Origin of the sequence: Nonomuraea sp. H19 (genome assembly GCF_052068215.1) — a bacterium.
Taxonomy (GTDB): domain Bacteria; phylum Actinomycetota; class Actinomycetes; order Streptosporangiales; family Streptosporangiaceae; genus Nonomuraea.
In genome coordinates, this window is the sequence record NZ_JBQHCV010000012.1 from 35,048 (window position 1) to 51,085 (window position 16,038).

At 68.8% G+C, this 16,038-nt stretch carries 17 protein-coding genes and 1 tRNA gene; 11 read left to right on the forward strand and 7 right to left on the reverse strand.

All coding sequences use genetic code 11. From position 1 onward, the window contains the following. Positions 1-62: 62 nt before the first annotated feature. The 4 genes from ACTMTI_RS26330 to ACTMTI_RS26345 all read right to left on the reverse strand — a co-directional run bounded on the left by ACTMTI_RS26330 (position 63) and on the right by ACTMTI_RS26345 (position 3,301). Positions 63-1,187 (reverse strand): PucR family transcriptional regulator, encoded by a 1,125-nt coding sequence (locus tag ACTMTI_RS26330; protein WP_441123427.1) that lies wholly within the window; start codon positions 1,185-1,187, stop codon positions 63-65. 71 nt (positions 1,188-1,258) lie between these two features. Beyond that, positions 1,259-1,690 carry a DUF350 domain-containing protein gene (locus ACTMTI_RS26335; RefSeq protein WP_441123187.1) on the reverse strand — a complete coding sequence of 144 codons (432 nt, stop codon included), beginning with the start codon at positions 1,688-1,690 and terminating at the stop codon, positions 1,259-1,261. Between the two features lie 75 nt (positions 1,691-1,765). Next, entirely contained in the window at positions 1,766-2,911 is a 1,146-nt protein-coding gene (locus tag ACTMTI_RS26340) for a glutathionylspermidine synthase family protein (protein WP_441123188.1), read from the reverse strand. Positions 2,912-2,914: 3 nt separating this feature from the next. Further along, positions 2,915-3,301 carry a hypothetical protein gene (locus ACTMTI_RS26345; protein WP_441123189.1) on the reverse strand — a complete coding sequence of 129 codons (387 nt, stop codon included), beginning with the start codon at positions 3,299-3,301 and terminating at the stop codon, positions 2,915-2,917. Positions 3,302-3,403: 102 nt separating this feature from the next. On the opposite strand from ACTMTI_RS26345, the gene ACTMTI_RS26350 reads away from it, so the two are divergent. The 3 genes from ACTMTI_RS26350 to ACTMTI_RS26360 all read left to right on the forward strand — a co-directional run bounded on the left by ACTMTI_RS26350 (position 3,404) and on the right by ACTMTI_RS26360 (position 5,932). Beyond that, a complete protein-coding gene (locus tag ACTMTI_RS26350) occupies positions 3,404-4,441 on the forward strand; it encodes a PHP domain-containing protein (RefSeq protein WP_441123190.1) in 1,038 nt (345 codons plus the stop codon). A 328-nt stretch (positions 4,442-4,769) separates the two neighbouring features. After that, on the forward strand, positions 4,770-5,498 hold the full coding sequence (locus ACTMTI_RS26355) for a helix-turn-helix transcriptional regulator (RefSeq protein ID WP_441123191.1): 729 nt from the start codon (positions 4,770-4,772) through the stop codon (positions 5,496-5,498). Between the two features lie 77 nt (positions 5,499-5,575). Further along, positions 5,576-5,932 carry a VOC family protein gene (locus ACTMTI_RS26360; RefSeq protein ID WP_441123192.1) on the forward strand — a complete coding sequence of 119 codons (357 nt, stop codon included), beginning with the start codon at positions 5,576-5,578 and terminating at the stop codon, positions 5,930-5,932. 247 nt (positions 5,933-6,179) lie between these two features. Here ACTMTI_RS26360 and ACTMTI_RS26365 read toward each other — a convergent pair whose 3' ends face one another. Together ACTMTI_RS26365 and aceE are read right to left on the reverse strand one after the other, a co-directional pair. Beyond that, positions 6,180-7,703, reverse strand: coding sequence for an alpha/beta hydrolase (locus ACTMTI_RS26365; RefSeq protein WP_441123193.1), 1,524 nt, complete (start codon positions 7,701-7,703; stop codon positions 6,180-6,182). A 185-nt stretch (positions 7,704-7,888) separates the two neighbouring features. Further along, positions 7,889-10,636, reverse strand: coding sequence for a pyruvate dehydrogenase (acetyl-transferring), homodimeric type (gene aceE, locus ACTMTI_RS26370; protein WP_441123194.1), 2,748 nt, complete (start codon positions 10,634-10,636; stop codon positions 7,889-7,891). 1,081 nt (positions 10,637-11,717) lie between these two features. On the opposite strand from aceE, the gene ACTMTI_RS26375 reads away from it, so the two are divergent. From ACTMTI_RS26375 to ACTMTI_RS26405, 7 genes are all read left to right on the forward strand, one after another. Next, on the forward strand, positions 11,718-11,900 hold the full coding sequence (locus ACTMTI_RS26375) for a DUF1918 domain-containing protein (protein WP_441123196.1): 183 nt from the start codon (positions 11,718-11,720) through the stop codon (positions 11,898-11,900). 9 nt (positions 11,901-11,909) lie between these two features. Then, positions 11,910-12,317 carry a secondary thiamine-phosphate synthase enzyme YjbQ gene (locus ACTMTI_RS26380; RefSeq protein WP_441123197.1) on the forward strand — a complete coding sequence of 136 codons (408 nt, stop codon included), beginning with the start codon at positions 11,910-11,912 and terminating at the stop codon, positions 12,315-12,317. Positions 12,318-12,434: 117 nt separating this feature from the next. Beyond that, positions 12,435-12,863 carry a DUF3052 domain-containing protein gene (locus tag ACTMTI_RS26385; protein ID WP_441123198.1) on the forward strand — a complete coding sequence of 143 codons (429 nt, stop codon included), beginning with the start codon at positions 12,435-12,437 and terminating at the stop codon, positions 12,861-12,863. A 31-nt stretch (positions 12,864-12,894) separates the two neighbouring features. Beyond that, a complete protein-coding gene (locus ACTMTI_RS26390) occupies positions 12,895-13,353 on the forward strand; it encodes a peroxiredoxin (RefSeq protein ID WP_441123428.1) in 459 nt (152 codons plus the stop codon). 14 nt (positions 13,354-13,367) lie between these two features. Further along, positions 13,368-13,682, forward strand: coding sequence for a hypothetical protein (locus ACTMTI_RS26395; RefSeq protein ID WP_441123199.1), 315 nt, complete (start codon positions 13,368-13,370; stop codon positions 13,680-13,682). Between the two features lie 189 nt (positions 13,683-13,871). Continuing rightward, entirely contained in the window at positions 13,872-14,813 is a 942-nt protein-coding gene (locus ACTMTI_RS26400; protein ID WP_441123429.1) for an ROK family protein, read from the forward strand. Positions 14,814-14,830: 17 nt separating this feature from the next. Continuing rightward, positions 14,831-14,902, forward strand: a tRNA-Val gene (locus ACTMTI_RS26405). Here ACTMTI_RS26405 and ACTMTI_RS26410 read toward each other — a convergent pair. Then, positions 14,862-15,719: a tyrosine-type recombinase/integrase gene (locus ACTMTI_RS26410; RefSeq protein WP_441123430.1), complete on the reverse strand. Its 858-nt coding sequence runs from the start codon at positions 15,717-15,719 to the stop codon at positions 14,862-14,864. The genes ACTMTI_RS26405 and ACTMTI_RS26410 overlap by 41 nt on opposite strands. Here ACTMTI_RS26410 and ACTMTI_RS26415 point away from each other — a divergent pair. Beyond that, on the forward strand, positions 15,692-15,982 hold the full coding sequence (locus tag ACTMTI_RS26415) for a hypothetical protein (RefSeq protein WP_441123200.1): 291 nt from the start codon (positions 15,692-15,694) through the stop codon (positions 15,980-15,982). The two genes, ACTMTI_RS26410 and ACTMTI_RS26415, sit on opposite strands and share 28 nt — an antisense overlap. Positions 15,983-16,038 lie beyond the last annotated feature (56 nt).

Sequence of the window (16,038 nt, forward strand, 5' to 3'; positions counted from 1 at the left end):
GATCCGTACGAACTTTGTCCGGGGTGATTTGTAGGAACCCTACAGTGGGGATTTCGGCGCCGTTACGTTAGGGCTCGCCACGTTACGGCGCTCTCCGCAAGCCTGCCGAGGATCAGTCCGACCTGTAGGGTGAAGGCGGATCTGCCCTCCGTCGGCTGGTATCCGGTCAGCTCCGTGATCTTCTTCAGCCGGTAGCGGACGGTGTTGGGATGGACGAACAACAACCGCGCCGTCGCCTCCAGCGACGTCCCCTGTTCGAGGTACGTGGCGAGAGTATCGAGCAGCGGCGTGCCGGCGAGCGGCAGATAGACGTTCTCGATGAGCTGCTCCCTGGCATCGTCGTCGCCGTCGAGCGCCCGCTCGGCCAGCAGGTCCTCGGCGTGCACCGGCCGGGGCGCATCCGGCCAGCCGGCGGACGCCTTCAGCCCGGCCAGCGCCGCCCTGGCGGACCTGGCGGCGGCGTGCAGGTCGGGGACCTCGGGGCCGATCACGATGGGACCCACGCCGAAGCGGGCCACGACCTGCTTGGCCGCGTCGTCGACGCCGCTGGCGCCGCCCACGATCACGATCAGCCGGTCGGCCTGCACCCCGGCGAGCAGGTCCATGCCGATGCGGCGGCCCTTTTCGCGCAGGCCGTCGATCACCGCGCGAGGGTCGCCGTCGGGCGCGTGGCCGGCGATGACGACCACGGGAGAGGAGGTCCAGCCCAGCGCGGCCGCCCACGAATGCAGCCCGTCGTCCACCTCGCCGCGTACGAGGGCGTCCACGATCAGCGCCTCGAGCCGGGCGTCCCACGAGCCCCTGGCCTCGGCCTCGCGGGCGTACAGGTGGGCGGCGGCGAAGGCCACGTCACGGGTGTAGCGGAGCATGGCCTGCTGCAGCTCATGCTCGCCGCCGGGGGCGGCCAGCTCGTGCGCCTGCGCCTCGACCACTTCGACCACGACCCGGACGATGTCGACCGTCTGCTGGAGCGAGATCGACCGCTTGAGCTCGCGCGGCGCCGTGCCGAAGAACTCGATGCTGGGCGTGGGCCGGTCCTCGCCGGCGGTCGAGAACCACTCGACGAACGCGGCGATGCCGGCCTGGGCCACGAGCCCGACCCACGACCGGTCCTCGGCGCTGAGCGCGCGGAACCACGGCAGTTGGTCGTCCATGCGCGCCATCGCCGCCGTGCCGAGCGAGCCCATGGCCCGCTCAAGCCTGCGCGTGGTGTCCTCCCGGGTCCGGTCTGTCACGCCTCCTAGAGTGCCAGGTCGTTTCAGATGACCGCGACAGCGGTGATGAGGCCGATCGCCACATGCGTCACGGCGAGCAGTCGCGCGCCCGGCTGCAACTCCGGTTCCTTGACCAGATCGCGTACCGAGATGCCGACGACCCGGTCGAACACCAGCATCGCCACCGTCTGCACCACGATGCCGACCAGGCCGAACACCGCGGTGCCCGCCAGGCCCTCGGCGAGCCGGCCACCGGAGGCCCAGATGGAGGCGGCCACGATCAGGCCGACGGCGGCCATGGCGGAGGTGGCCAGCAGGGTGGCGTTCGGGTTGCGCTCGGTGCGGATGATCTCGCTCAGCTTGCCGGGCGTGGCCCAGTCGATCACGTAGAAGCCGACGATCATTAGAATCATGCCGACGGCGGCATATGAGGCGATCGCGCCCGCGCCGCGGGCGAGGGTCTCGAGAAGGGTCACGTCAGTTCCAATCGAAGGGTCCGGCTCGGTCAGAGCGAGGGGGTGATAGGTGACACATCATTCGGCTCGGTCGGCTCAGCCGACGATGCGGTGCGGGACGAAGGAGGAGGTGTCGTCGGTGATGAGGCCGGTCGTCTCGCGGATCCCGAGCCCGGCCGCCTCGTCGGCGACCATCCAGGCGCCGAGCACCGGCCGCTGCCCGTCGAACACCGGCAGGGCCTCGAAGCCCTGGAAGACGTATCCCTCCTGGCCGTACCTGCCGGGCGTTTCCTGTGTGCCCTCTGGGGTGACGATCCTCATCGAGGCGCCCTCCCTGCCGAGCAGCGGCTTGGCGATGTACGAGGTCAGCTCCCGCGGCCCGTCCAGATAGGCGGGCAGCAGTCCTGGATGCCCAGGGTAGAGCTCCCACAGCACGGCCAGCAGCGCCTTGTTCGACAGCAGCGTCTTCCACAGCGGCTCGATCCACGTCGCGTGCCGCACCGCGTGCTGCCCGAACTCGTCGGCCAGCATCCACTCCCAGGGGTAGAGCTTGAACACCGACCGGATCATCTGCTCCTGGACGTCGACGAAGCGCCGGTTGAGCGAGTCCCAGCCGATGTCCTCCATCGCGATGGCGACCGTCTGCAGGCCCGCCTGCTCGGCGGTCTCCTGCATGTACGCCACCGTCATGGCCTCCTCGCCGGTCTCGTCCGCGTTCGTGAACGAGAAGTGCACCGGCCCGGGCGGCAGTCGCAGCTCGCGCCAGCGGTCGACGAGCCGCTCGTGCACGGAGTTCCACTGGTCGTCGCCCGGATGGACGTCCTGCAGCCAGAACCACTGCACGACGGACGACTCCACCAGCGAGGTCGGCGTGTCGGCGTTGTACTCCAGCAGCTTGGCCGGCCCCGTGCCGTCGTAGCGCAGGTCGAAGCGGGCGTACAGGTGCGGGTCGCGACGCTCCCACGAGCGCGCCACCTCCTCCCGCGCCCACTCGGGGATGGCGAAGTCGGCGTAGCGCCCAGTCGAGATCACGTGCTCGACGGCGCTCAGGCACATGCCGTGGAGCTCCTCGACCTGCTCCTCCAGCGCCTCGACCTCCTCCAGCGAGAAGACGTAGTGCACGGACTCGTCCCAGTAGGGCCTGCTCAGGCCCATGGGGTGGGCGGCGCGGTGGTAGGCCAGGCCCTGGCCCTCGATCGTCTTCTCCCAGCCGTCCCTGGGAGTGCCATGCTCGCGTCGCATGCCTCAGCTCCCGCCGCTCCAGCTGTTGCCGAAGCCGCCCCGTTGGATCGACTTCCCGTTGCGGGAAGTGATGTCCACGTCGGAGGGCCGGTATGTGGTGCCGCTCTCGATCTTGTTGCCGACCCTGCGGCCGCCGTAGTACCACGTGTAAGCGCCGCGTGACCCACTGTAGTAGTGGGTGTTGCCGTTGTCGTCATCGCAATAGTCGTCGTCCACGACCTCGTAGGTGCCGTCCTCCAACTGGATGACGCAGTCGGCGGTGACCTCCTCGTCGTCCTGCGCGGCGCAATAGCCGACCACCATCACCGACAGGACCCCGAGGACCACCAACGGGACGATCTTCGAAGACTTGCGCGGCGGCTGTGTGGGCGCCTGCGGCGGTTTTGCCATCAAACTCCTGCTTTCCTGGGCCGATCAGCCTAGCGGTGGCCGTTGTCCCTGATCAATGTGTAGTGGTCTGCGGTTGTCGTTGGCTTGGGTATGACTTCACGCATGGATCCGATCGAGGCGCTGCGCGAGATCGCCTTCCTGCTGGAGCGCGCCGGCGAGCCCACCTACCGTGTGCGTGCCTTCCGCCGAGCCGCCGCCGTCGTCGCCGACCTCCCCAGAGACGAGCTCGTACGGCTCGCCCGTACCGGCGGACTCGGTGACCTGCCGGGCATCGGCAAGGTCACCGCTCTTGTTGTGAACGAAAGCCTCGATGGTCAGGTTCCTACGTACTTGCGGAGAATGCGGGCCACGGCGGAGGTCGAGCTGGACGCCGAGACCGCAGTGCTGCGCAGCGCGCTGAAAGGCGACCTGCACAGCCACTCGGACTGGTCGGACGGCGGCTCGCCGATCGAGGAGATGGCCGAGGCGGCCATCGGGCTCGGCCACGAGTACTGGGCGCTGACCGATCACTCGCCGCGCCTGTCCATCGCCAAGGGGCTGTCGGCCGAACGGCTGGAGCGGCAGCTCGACGTCGTGGACAAGCTCAACGAGCGGCTGGCGCCCTTCCGGATCCTGACCGGCATCGAGGTGGACATCGACCTGGACGGCTCTCTCGACCAGGAGCCTGAGCTGCTGGAGCGGCTGGACGTCGTGGTGGCCAGCGTGCATTCCAAGCTGCGCATGGGCGGTGAGGACATGACCCGGCGGATGGTCACCGCCATTTCCAACCCCCTGGTGGACGTGCTGGGGCACTGCACCGGCCGGGTGGTGCAGGCCGGCGGCCGGCGGGGCGTCAAGCGGCCGGAGTCGGAGTTCGACGCCGAGCTGGTCTTCGAGGCCTGCCGGCGGTTCGGGGTGGCGGTCGAGGTCAACTCCCGTCCCGACCGGCTGGATCCGCCGAAGCGGCTGATGCGGCTGGCGTACGAGATGGGGTGCCTGTTCGCGATCGACTCCGACGCGCACGCGCCGGGGCAGCTCGACTGGCAGCGGTACGGCTGCGAGCGGGTCGCCAGGTGCGGGATCGAGGCCGAACGCGTGATCAACACGTGGTCGTTGGACCGGCTCCTGGAATGGACACGGGAGGACGGAGAGGGTCTGTGACCTCCTTCCCTCCGCATGTTCTCGAACATACTACGCACTGCGCCCATCAAATAGCCCTGGGTGACATGACACTCGCGGTCACGGCAGGCCGTCACGCCATGATTGCCTGCTGGGGGCCGCCGCGAGCGAGGTGAAAGGGGCGATCATTTTTGCTGGTGCGTGAAAGCAAGGCCCGACATCCGGAACCGAAGAGTGGCGTGAGATGGGTCACACGAGGCGCGGGACACTGGCCGAGACCGTGAGACCCCTGTTGCCGCGCGGTGAGGAGGGTGTCCCGGGGCTGCCGGGCGCGCCGCGATTGTCGGTGGCGCGGCGTAACGTCACGGCTGTGAATCGTACCGACCGGCTCTACGCGCTCGTCGAGGACCTGCGCGCCATCGCGCCCCGCTGCCGCTCCGCCAGAGAGCTGGCCAAGCGGTTCGAGGTGAGCGTGCGCACGATCGAGCGCGACATCACCGCACTGCAGGAGTCCGGGGTGCCGATCTACGCCGAGGCGGGCCGCACGGGCGGCTATGCCATCGACAAGAAGATGTCCCTGCCCCCGCTCAACTTCACCCCGGCCGAGGCGGTGGCCATCGCGGTGGCGCTCAGCCAGGCCGGCGACCAGCCGTTCGGCCGGCAGGCGCGCAGCGCGTTACGCAAGGTGGTCGCCGCCATGCCGGGCCCCGAGGGGGAGCTGGCCAGGGAGCTGGCCCGCCGCGTGCAGCTCGTCAGCCCGCCGCCCGAGCCGGGCAGCGAGATCCTGCCGCTCGGCGGCGAGGGCATCTCCCGGGCCATCGAGGAGGCGTTGCTGCGCCGCCGCGTGCTCAAGCTCGACTACGTCGACGCCAAGGGGGCGCTGACCTCCCGTGACGTCGAGCCCGGGGTCTACCTGGGCGGGCGCGGCGGGTTCTGGTATCTCGTGGCGTGGTGCCGGATGCGCGACGACGTGCGTGTCTTCCGTCTCGACCGCATCGCCTCGGCCACCGTCACCAACGAGCGTTGCCCCGATCGGCCGCTCGAAGGCTTCGCCACCGACGTCCCCGAGATGATCGTGCGCGGCACGGCGCTCGATTAGTCAATCGAAAACACCGACATAAGGTTGTCGCCAACGCGTTAGATCGTTGTCTTGTTCGAGAAAGCAAGGAGATGACGATGGACAACACGGTGACCTGGTTCGAGGTTGCGACCGACGATCCCGAAGGCGCCCAGCAGTTCTACGGCGGGTTGTTCGGCTGGACGTTCGCGAGTGACGAGGGCCCGATCGACTACCGGTTGATCAGCTATCCGGGTGGTGAGCAGCCCGGGGGCGGGCTCTACAACACCAAGGGCGAGTTCCCCAATCACGCGATCTTCCACGTGCACGTGGCCGACGTGGAGGAGACGTGCGCCAAGAGCGAGGCGCTGGGCGGCAAGGTGCTCACCAAGGTGATCGACGATGGCGCGGGCACCGACTTCGCCTACCTGCGCGACACCTCGGGCAGCGTCTTCGGGGTCTTCCACCGCAGGTGATCGGCCCCTTGACCGGCACCTCAGCCGTCAGGATCCGCCAGTCCAGGTGACCACCCGTTCGCGGGCCGGGAAGAGCGTCTTCCCCGCCGGCCCCGGCACGCGGGCGGGCCGCTCGAAATGAGCGGTTCCCGAGGAGTGGTCCCCGTCGCCCTGGACACGCCGCCGATCGCCGAGCGGCAGCGCGTCCAGGGCGACCGCATCACAAGGCGGCCGCGGCCGCCTTGTGATGCGGTCGCCGTACACCGGACTAGGCCGCCGGGCAGATCGCCCCCTGCTGCGGCATTTTGCCGTTGATCAGGTACGCGTCCACGAGCCCCTGCACGCACTTGCTGCCCGACAGGTACGCCCCGTGCCCCTCTCCCTGGTACGTCAGTAGCGTCGCGGTCTTGAGCTGGGCCGTCAGCCTGGGCGCCCACTGGTACGGCGTGGCCGGGTCGTTCTTGCCGCCCACCACTAGGATCGGCGCGGACCCGGTGGCGTCCACCTGCTTCGCCTCGTTGCTGCCCTTGGCCGGCCAGAACCGGCACAGCCCGCCCGAGCCCTCGCTGCCGAACAGCGGCGAGATCTTGAGCGCGGCCGCCTCGGTTCGCCGCACCTCGGCCTCGGTGGGCCGCTCGGCGGTGTCCACGCAGGTGACGGCCGGGAAGGCGGTCATCTGCGTGGTGTAGGTGCCGTCTTCGCGGCGCCCGACGTAGGAGTCGGCCAGGTACATCAGCGCCGCGCCTCTGCCCTTCAGCGCGTCGGCCAGCGCCTGCTCCAGGAACGGCCAGGTCAGCTCGGAGTAGAGCGCGGCCGCCACGCCCGTGCCGGCCAGCCCCTGGGTGAGCGGACGGTTGCCGACCGCCAGCGGCTTGACGGTGAGCTGGTTCATCAGCTTCGTGACGTTGGCGTTGGCGTCCTCCACATCCTTGCCTATGGCGCAGCCGCCCTTGACGCACGACCTGAGGAAGCTCTCGTACGTCTTCTGGAAACCGCGTGTCTGGGCCAGCGTGCGCTGCTGGAACGTGACCGTGGGATCGAGTGGCGCGTCGAGCAGCATGCGGCCCACGTTCTTCGGGAACTCGGTGGCGTAGACGGCGCCGAGCTGGGTGCCGTACGACATGCCGACGTAGTTGAGCTTCTCCTCGCCCAGCGCGGCGCGGAGGCGATCCATGTCGCGGGCGGCGTTCACGGTGCCGACGTACGGGAGGATCTTGCCGGAGTGCTGCTGGCACAGTGCGGCGAACTCCTTGTTGGCCGCTTCGGTCCGCCGGTGCGTCTCCTCGTCCGGCGGCAGCGTGTCCAGCGAGACGAAGCGGTCCATCTGGGCGGTGTCGCCGCAGCGTACGCCGGAGCTGCGCTCGACGCCGCGCGGGTCGAAGCTGATCAGGTCGTAGCGGGAACGCAGCGTGGTGAGCGCCTTGGCGGCCTGGTCGAGCGTGTCGACGCCGGAAGCCCCCGGGCCGCCGAAGTTGAACACCATCGAGCCCAGCTTCTCGCCCTTGCCGGCGGCCGGGAGCTTGATGAGCGCCAGCTCCAGCTTCTCCCCCTCGGGATTGGCGTAGTCCAGGGGCACCGCGAGCTTCGCGCATCGCACCGAGGTGTCCTGGCGGGCAGGCGGCTCGCTGTCAGGGCGCTTGATGTCGGTGCACGGCCCCCAGCTGATCGTGCCGGCGGCGGTGCGAGTGCCGGCGCCGGTGGTGGTGGCCGTCGGCCGCGAGGCGGGCTCGGCAGGTGCGGTGGAGCAGCCGGCGGCCGTCACGAGCAGGGCGGCGGCTAGGACTCGTCGCATAAAACTAACTTCCCCTCGTCTCTCGGGGGGAAGTAGTGCCCACGATACGCGACGTCGCACCAAAGTCGGGTGAGGCGGCACGTACCCCTCCTGACGTGCCGCCTCACGCGAGCGGGCGGAGCGCCCGCCGGGAACACGATGGCGCTCCCGCGAGAAGCTTCGCGGGAGCGCCATCACCGGATGTCCTAGACGCCCATGGACTGGGTGTCGTTGCTCTCCGCTCCGCCGGCCTCGGTGACGCCGTTCTTGAGGTGGTAGCGGGCGATGGCCTCGCGCAGCACCTCGCCGTCGAGCTCGCCCCGCTTGACCAGGCTGGTCAGCACGGCCAGCGTGATCGAGGCGGCGTCCACGTGGAAGTGGCGGCGCAGCGCCGAGCGGGTGTCGGACAGGCCGAACCCGTCGGTGCCCAGCGAGGACCAGTCACCCGGCACCCACTGCGCGATCTGGTCCTGCACGGCCTTCATGTAGTCGCTGACGCCCACGAACGGCCCCTGCGCCTGCGACAGCACCTGGGTCACGTACGGGACGCGCTGCTCGGCGTCCGGGTTGAGCAGGTTGTGCTCCTCGCAGGCGAGGGCCTCGCGGCGCAGCTCGGACCACGACGTGGCCGACCACACGTCGGCCGACACGCCCCAGTCCTCGGCCAGCAGCCGCTGCGCCTCCATCGCCCACGGGCCGGCCACGCCCGAGGACAGGATGCTGGCCTTCGGACCCTGGGTCTGCGGGCCGTCGGCGAACTTGTACAGGCCCTTGAGCAGCCCCTGCACGTCGAGGTTCGCCGGCTGCGCCGGCTGCAGATAGGGCTCGTTGTAGACGGTCAGGTAGTAGAAGATGTCCTCCGGCTGGTCGCCGTACATCCTCCGCAGGCCGTCCTTGACGATGTGCGCGACCTCGAACGCCCAGGACGGGTCGTAGGAGACCGCGGCCGGGTTGGTCGAGGCGATGAGCGGCGTGTGGCCGTCCTCGTGCTGCAGGCCCTCGCCGTTCAGCGTGGTGCGGCCCGCGGTGGCGCCGACCAGGAAGCCGCGGCCCATCTGGTCGCCCATCTGCCACATCTGGTCGCCGGTGCGCTGCCAGCCGAACATCGAGTAGAAGATGTAGATCGGGATCATGTGCTCGCCGTGCGTGGCGTAGGCGGTGCCCGCCGCGATCGCCGAGGCCATCGAGCCCGACTCGGTGATGCCCTCGTGCAGGATCTGGCCCTGGACGGCCTCCTTGTACGACAGCAGCAGCTCCCTGTCGACGGCCTCGTACGTCTGGCCGTGCGGCGAGTAGATCTTCGCCGTCGGGAACATGGCGTCCAGGCCGAACGTACGGGCCTCGTCCGGGATGATCGGCACGAACCTGTGGCCGATCTCCTTGTCGCGCATGAGGTCCTTGAGCAGCCGCACGAACGCCATCGTGGTGGCCACCTGCTGCTTGCCCGAGCCCTTGCCGAAGGTGTTGTAGATCTCGTCGGCGGGCAGCTTGACCGGCTTGGCGCGCAGGACCCGCTTGGGCAGCACGCCGCCGAGCGCGGCGCGGCGCTCCATCATGTACTGGATCTCGGGGTCGTTCTCGCCCGGGTGGAAGTACGGGGGAAGCTCGCCTTCCAGCGCCGAGTCCGGGATCGGCAGGTAGAGCCGGTCGCGGAACTCCTTGAGCTCGGCCTTGGTGAGCTTCTTCATCTGGTGCGTGGCGTTGCGCGCCTCGAAGTCCTTGCCCAGCGTCCAGCCCTTGATGGTCTGGGCGAGGATCACGGTCGGCTGGCCGACGTGCTCGCGGGCCGCCTTGAAGGCCGCGTAGACCTTGTGGTAGTCGTGGCCGCCGCGCGACAGCTTGCGGATGTCCTCGTCGGTGAGGTGCTCGACCATCTTGCGCAGGCGCGGGTCGCCGCCGAAGAAGTGCTCGCGGATGTAGGCGCCCGACTCGACCGAGTAGGTCTGGAACTGGCCGTCGGGGGTGGTGTTCATCTGGTTGACCAGGACGCCGTCGACGTCGGCCGCCAGCAGCGGGTCCCAGTCGCGGCCCCACACAACCTTGATCACGTTCCAGCCGGCGCCGCGGAAGTACGACTCCAGCTCCTGAATGATCTTGCCGTTGCCGCGCACCGGGCCGTCGAGCCGCTGCAGGTTGCAGTTGATGACGAACGTGAGGTTGTCGAGCTCCTCGCGGGAGGCCAGGCCGATCGCGCCGAGCGACTCGGGCTCGTCCATCTCACCGTCGCCCAGGAACGCCCACACGTGGCTGCGGCTGGTGTCCTTGATCTGCCGGTTGAGCAGGTAGCGGTTGAACCGCGCCTGGTAGATCGCGCCGATCGGCCCCAGGCCCATGGAGACCGTGGGGAACTCCCAGAAGTCCGGCATGAGCCGCGGGTGCGGGTAGGAGGGCAGTCCGTGGAAGCCGTGCGACAACTCCTGGCGGAACGCGTCGAGCTGGGCCTCGTTGAGCCGGCCCTCGAGGAAGGCGCGGGCGTAGATGCCCGGCGCGGCGTGCCCCTGGAAGAAGACCTGGTCGCCCGACTCACCGTGGTCCTTGCCGCGGAAGAAGTGGTTGAAGCCCACCTCGTAGAGCGAGGCCGCCGAGGCGTAGGTGGCGATGTGGCCGCCGACGTTGGTGCGGGCGTTGGCCCTGGACACCATGATCGCCGCGTTCCAGCGGATGTAGGCACGGATGCGGCGCTCGACGTGCTCGTCACCGGGGAACCAAGGCTCGCGCTCCGGCGGGATCGTGTTGATGTAGTCGGTGCTGCGCAGGCCCGGCACGCCGACCTGGTGCTCGCGGGCCCGCTCCAGCATGCGCAGCATGAGATAGCGGGCTCTGGAGCGGCCTTCGGTCTTGACGACGTTGTCGAGAGACTCGAGCCACTCGTTGGTCTCACTGGGGTCGACATCAGGCAGCTGGCTGGGTAGGCCGTCGCTGATGATCGAGAATCGCTGGCGTCCGGAAGCCACTGGGTCTCGCCTTCCGAGAATGACTGATGTCTGGTCTGGGTCTCGCCTTCCATCCTGGTCGCTAGCCGTAGAAAACGCATCTCTACTGACCGGTAACCAGGGTGTCCCTGCTGGCAGGGCCATGCTCGATGGCCTAGACCACCGATGGTAGGACGAATCGCACCAAAGGTTACATCCCCGGTGGAATTTAACAAGACCGGAAAACGAACGAAATTTCGCTCGAATGCCGTGGGCCCCGTCGTCCCGTGGATCTCTGCCGTACCTCAACTTCCCCCGAACAGGGGCTGTTCTCACCGGCAGTCGGCGCAATGCGCTGGGCGAGTCTAGCCGCGGCCTCGGCGTACACCTCCTGCGGGGTGTGTTTCCGCAGCTAGACGGCCCGGGCCGAGCCGATCCAGAGGGCTTCGTTCAGGGGGCCGAGGCCGTGTTGGAGCGCGTGGATTGCCGTCCTCCTGCTCCAGGACGAACCGCAGGCCCTGCCGGACAGACCTCGTCGTCGGCGCGGCGCCGCCGTGCGCCGTGACCGCGACCTCCGGAAGCCGCCCGCCGCCACGGCCGTGGTGACGGCGGCGGGTCCGCGCACCCGGCTCGTCAGCCGCGCACCCGGCTCGTCTCGCGGAGCCGGCGACGATCTCCCGCCTGTGTCGACGGGCATCGCCGGCATCGCGAAGCCCAGCTCGGCTCGCGGCCTGGCATCGCCCACCCTTGTCCTGCCCCGCGTCTGCGCGGCGGGCTCCGCGAAGGCCCGGACACGCCGGGCCTGGCGGCCGGCGCCCTGGCCGCCTCGAAGCTGATCAGCTCGGTGTCCCTGTCCGCCGGCTCCCGCGGCACAGCGTGAGATCGGCGGCGTGGATCAGCGGCTCAGGAAGAGCGCCGCGATCACGGCCTCGACCGGCAGCACCGCGGTGGCGGTGAGGAGCACGTACGAGGCCGCCGTCCTTGCCCTAACAGCCGAAACGCCACATCGGCGCACCGTAACGTTTTGGTCATGTTTCGTCCTCATCCTGAAGAGGAGGCAAAAATCGCTTGATCTTGGGATTCGCTCTTTTCGAGCGGCCCTCCACGTACCAATCTGGGAGGTATGAACGCGACGGTAGGCGACCGGCTCCTGGTGCATGGGAAGAGCGTTGGGGAAAGGGACAGGAGCGGCGTGATCGTGGAGGTCAAGGGCCCGGACGGAGGGCCTCCCTACATGGTGCGGTTCGACGACGGGCACACTGGGCTGGTGTTTCCCGGCCCTGATGCCGTCGTTGTGCCTAAGTAAGATCTCCCCGTGAGATCCGAAATAATCTCCGTGGCCACGGGTTCACGAGAGACGGTGCACGACATCACGGCCGAATGCGCCGACTTCGTGCGCGCTCAGGGCGAGGACGGGCTGCTGCACATTTTCGTGCCGCACGCCACGGCCGGGGTCGCCCTGCTCGAATTGGGCTCGCGCAGCGACGACGACCTGCTCGCCGCGCTCCGCGATCTCCTGCCCGCCGACGACCGCTGGGGTCACGCCCACGGTTCGCGCGGCCACGGCAGGTCGCACGTCATGCCCGCGCTGATCCCGCCGTACGCCACCATCCCGGTGCTGGACGGGCGGATGGCGCTGGGCACCTGGCAGTCGGTCGCGCTCGTGGACCTCAACGTCGACAACCCGCAACGCCAGGTTCGCCTGTCGTTTTTGTCGGATTGATTCTGGCCGACTATGGCCGTACCCGTGGCGACCGTTGACGACTGAGGGTCACAGCGTGTGGACTGTGCCGAAGCGATAAACCGCATAAGCGGGGCCACTCAAGCAGGAGGGATAAACGTGAGCGCGACCGCGGGTCAGGCGCAGGGCGAGCGCGGCCTGGCCGAACGACTCGGCCTCAAGCCGGGTCAGGTGGTGCAGGAGATCGGTTGGGACGAGGACGTCGACGACGAACTCCGCGACTCCATCGAGAACCTGACTGGCAACGAGCTGCTGGACGAGGAGAGTGACGATGTCGTCGACGTGGTGCTGCTCTGGTGGCGCGACGGCGACGGAGACCTCTTCGACGCACTGACCAACGCCATGCGAGCACTCGCCGACGGCGGCCAGATATGGCTGCTGACTCCCAAGGCCGGGCGCGAGGGCCACGTGGAGCCGAGCGACATAGGGGAGGATGCCGCCACCGCGGGTCTCTCGCAGACCAGCAGCATCTCCGCCGCACCTGACTGGTCAGGTACCAGGCTCGTGACGCCCAAGGGCCGACGGTAAGGAGCTCGAGCGCCTGCCGTACGGCAGGATGATGCCTGTGAACGCACATCCTGCCGAGGTCGGCGCCCTGGCTCCGGATTTCGAGCTGCAGGACCAGCACGGCGCTCCGGTGCGCCTGTCCCAGTTCAGGGGCGGGAAGGTCGTGCTGGTCTTCTATCCGCTTGCCTTCACCGGCATCTGTCACGGCGAGCTGTCCGCCCTGCGCGATCATCCGCTCGACGCCCAGGTGCTGACCGTCTCCGTCGACTCCGTGTTCACCCACCGTGCCTGGGCGGATCAGGAGGGTTACGGGTTCCCGCTGCTCTCCGACTTCTGGCCACACGGACAGGTCGCGCGGGCGTACGGTGTGTTCGATGAGGCGAAGGGGCTCGCTTTGCGGGGGACCTTCATCATCGACGGCGAGGGCGTGATCCGGTGGTCGGTGATCAACCCGATCTCCTCCGCACGTGACGTCGCCGACTACGTCAAGGCACTCGCCGATATTCACTGACTTCGGAGGGAAGGATGCCCTGCTACCGGTGCGGGGCCCGGCAGACGGACCCGGTACGCGGCGCCAGCCCGTGGCAGCGCGGGGTGCGCAACGAGACCCAGGTCCTGGTCTGCCCGGACTGTCAACGCCTGCACGACCTCGATCTGGACGCGTGCGGGACCTGCGGGTCGACCACGCTGATCTGCCGGCTCGGCGAGGTGGAGTGCCGGTCCTGCGGCGCCGTGCGAATGGCGCGGGCGGACACGCCTCTCGCGGCCTCCGTGGCGCCGCCGCCCGGCCTCTCGGCCGAGGTCGAGGCGGCGCTCAACCGCGTCCTGGGCCGCGCCTGAAAGGTCCCCGGCCAGGCTCGCGGTCATGGGCGTGCTCTGGCGGCCCCGGTGGCGCGGGGACGCTCTACGGGCTGGGCTGGTGGACATAGGCGCTGGGAGGCCCCTGCGGTCCGGGCTGGTGGACGGGGGGCGCAGGGCGCGGCGTGGCTTTGGGGCTGAGCTGCGCTATCGTCTCATTCCGTGTCCGCAATGAGTACGTTCGTCGTCGCGCTCGACGTCGGTGGCACGTCCATGAAGGGCGGCCTGATCAGCGAGTCCGGCGCGGTGCTGCTGAGCGAGCGGCGCCCCACCCCGCGAGCCGAGGGCCCGGAGGCGGTCGTGGCCGCCATTTCCGCCTTCATCAGCCACCTGGCAGCCGCCGGCGACGGCGTCCCGGCCGGCGTGGGCCTGGCCGTACCGGGGCTGGTGTCGGAGAACTCCGCCATCTACGCGGCGAACCTGGGCTGGCGCGACGTTCCCGCCACGGCGTTCACCGCCCTGGACCTGCCGGTGATGCTGGGACACGACGTACGCACCGGCGGGCTCGCGGAGAGCATCCTGGGCGCGGGCAGGGGCCTTTCCGACTTCCTGTTCCTGCCCATCGGCACGGGCATCGCAGGCGCCTCGATCATCCGCGGCGAGCCGTACGGCGGCTCCTCGGGCTGGGCCGGCGAGATCGGCCACACCCCGGTCTTCCCCGACGGCGAACAGTGCGCGTGCGGCCAGTTCGGCTGCCTGGAAACCTACGCCTCGGCCGCCTCGGTAGGCCGCCGCTACAGCCTGCGGACGGGCGTCGAGGGCGTCAAGGCCGAGCAGGTGGTCTCCTCGGACGATCCCAGAGCCATCGAGGTATGGGACGAGGCCGTGGAGGCGCTGTCGCTGGCGCTGGCCACGTACACGCTGCTGCTGGACCCCTCGATGATCGTCCTGGGCGGCGGCCTGGCCGAAGCGGGCCCGGCCCTCTTCGACCCGGTACGCACCCGCCTGGTCAAGCGCCTTGCCTTCCGCGAGGCGCCCCCGCTGGTCCCGGCGGCGCTGGGGGTGGACGCGGGCATGCTCGGCGCGGCCCTGCTGGGCTGGCGCGCGGCGGGCCGACCCGAACTTGGGCCCGGCTGGGTGGTGGATGTGCGATCGGAGCCCTTGGTGTCGTAAGGTGTAGTGCCGATCAGGGGCGGTTAGCTCAGCGGTAGAGCACTCGCCTTACAAGCGAGGGGTCACTGGTTCGAACCCAGTACCGCCCACCTGCGAAAACGCCCCGTCTCCGATCATGGAAACGGGGCGTGAGTGACAAACTGAGTGACATCCTGAACGGCTATGCATCATCCACCATGGGGAAGATGCGGTCCATTGCAGTCGCGCTTTCTTGGATGACTGGCCGTATCTGCTGACGGTAGACCGTCTCCGTGACGACCGTGTTGGAGTGCCCGACCAGGCGCGAGATGTCCTCGATAGGAATGTCATGATCCGAAAGCCGGGACACACCAAAGTCTCCACTGTTGTGATCACGGGCCGCATCTGGTGTCGGTAGACCGTCTCGGTGACCACCGTGTTGGAGTGCCCGACCAGGCGCGAGATGTCCTCGATGGGGACGCCGGAGTCTGACAGCACGGACACAAAGCTGTGCCGCAGCTCGCGAGGTGACCACTCCCGCCCGGTGAGCCCCGCTGCCTCCACGACCTTCCGGAAGTCGCGCCGTACGTTGTGAGCCGTGACGGGTGTGCCGGTACGTGTGCAGAACACGAGGTCTGTGTTCTGCCACCGGTCACCCGCCTTCTCCTGCGCGATGTTCTGAGCTTCTCTGAGCAGGCGCAGCGCGTCCACGCAACGCCGGGGAAGCTTGAGCGACCGGCGGGACTTGACCGTCTTGCTGTCGCCCTTCTGCCGGACGGACCGCCAGACGTAGATCGCGAAGTCGTTGTGCTCCCAGGCCGCCTGGCCCACCGGCAGCCAGGCGGCCTGAGCCTCGTCGTACGCCACTACATGCGACCAGAGCAGCGCCCTCAGCTCCTCCGTGGCTCGGCCTGCCGCGGGTGCCCGTGGTGATCTGGCCGGAGCCATCGGACGTCGATGAACAGGACGAGCGGGACGGGATGCATTGGAAAACCCGCGCCCTTGTCGACTGGGCAGCAGGGCGCTCGTTCGCCTGGGTCGACGATGAGATCACCGGCATCGATCGAGCCTGGGTATCCGCACACCACCGCGGGCATGCCCTGCTCCATTGTGTCGACCCCAGTCAGGGGCTCGGCGATGCCGACTACGCCCCCCTCAATGAGTGGTTGCACAGGATGCGCGGAATCCCGTCGTCGCATGATGCGGCTTGAAACTTCCCAAGAGGCGCGGTGCCCGCGACACGCCGAGGGGCAGGCCATCAGCAATT

Excerpts from the sequence above, each read along its gene's own strand:
- ACTMTI_RS26330 (WP_441123427.1), bottom strand. The coding sequence starts at position 1,187 with ATGGGCTCGCTCGGCACGGCGGCGATGGCGCGCATGGACGACCAACTG.
- ACTMTI_RS26340 (WP_441123188.1), bottom strand. The coding sequence starts at position 2,911 with ATGCGACGCGAGCATGGCACTCCCAGGGACGGCTGGGAGAAGACGATC.
- ACTMTI_RS26345 (WP_441123189.1), bottom strand. The coding sequence starts at position 3,301 with ATGGCAAAACCGCCGCAGGCGCCCACACAGCCGCCGCGCAAGTCTTCG.
- ACTMTI_RS26350 (WP_441123190.1), top strand. The coding sequence starts at position 3,404 with ATGGATCCGATCGAGGCGCTGCGCGAGATCGCCTTCCTGCTGGAGCGC.
- ACTMTI_RS26360 (WP_441123192.1), top strand. The coding sequence starts at position 5,576 with ATGGACAACACGGTGACCTGGTTCGAGGTTGCGACCGACGATCCCGAA.
- ACTMTI_RS26365 (WP_441123193.1), bottom strand. The coding sequence starts at position 7,703 with ATGCGACGAGTCCTAGCCGCCGCCCTGCTCGTGACGGCCGCCGGCTGC.
- ACTMTI_RS26375 (WP_441123196.1), top strand. The coding sequence starts at position 11,718 with ATGAACGCGACGGTAGGCGACCGGCTCCTGGTGCATGGGAAGAGCGTT.
- ACTMTI_RS26390 (WP_441123428.1), top strand. The coding sequence starts at position 12,895 with ATGCCTGTGAACGCACATCCTGCCGAGGTCGGCGCCCTGGCTCCGGAT.
- ACTMTI_RS26395 (WP_441123199.1), top strand. The coding sequence starts at position 13,368 with ATGCCCTGCTACCGGTGCGGGGCCCGGCAGACGGACCCGGTACGCGGC.
- ACTMTI_RS26400 (WP_441123429.1), top strand. The coding sequence starts at position 13,872 with ATGAGTACGTTCGTCGTCGCGCTCGACGTCGGTGGCACGTCCATGAAG.
- ACTMTI_RS26410 (WP_441123430.1), bottom strand. The coding sequence starts at position 15,719 with ATGGCTCCGGCCAGATCACCACGGGCACCCGCGGCAGGCCGAGCCACG.